Annotated in this window: 1 protein-coding gene; it reads right to left on the bottom strand. The window is 37.5% G+C overall.

The annotated features are described in order from the left end of the window. The coding region (locus SB658_RS25235; RefSeq protein ID WP_410603166.1) for a PhnE/PtxC family ABC transporter permease at nucleotides 1-254 on the bottom strand (254 nt) is incomplete at its 3' end. Between the last annotated feature and the right edge of the window lie 5 nt (nucleotides 255-259).

Raw genomic sequence — 259 nt, 5'->3', positions numbered from 1 at the left:
GTCCCAATAATCGCCATACGTATTGTATCTAACATCGCTGTTGTAATAACTTGAAAATAACTCCAATCAGGCGGCACCATCTCTTTTAACAAATTAATCATATTAGGAAAACCAACTACTAGTTTTGAAAATGATGCGTCGACCTGTACACTACTTCCCCACAACAGTAAAATGACTAGAATAGCCGTTAACATATGTTTCAACTTACTCGGCGGCTTCGGTATCGATTTTGAATATATCGTCGCGTCATTCATTTAAC

The sequence above is a fragment of the Bacillus sp. SIMBA_008 genome, assembly GCF_046535495.1.
In the GTDB taxonomy this organism is placed as follows: Bacteria; Bacillota; Bacilli; order Bacillales; family Bacillaceae; genus Bacillus; species Bacillus subtilis.
Note: the sequence above shows the minus strand (reverse complement) of the source record. Positions and strands in the feature narration are given on the sequence as shown.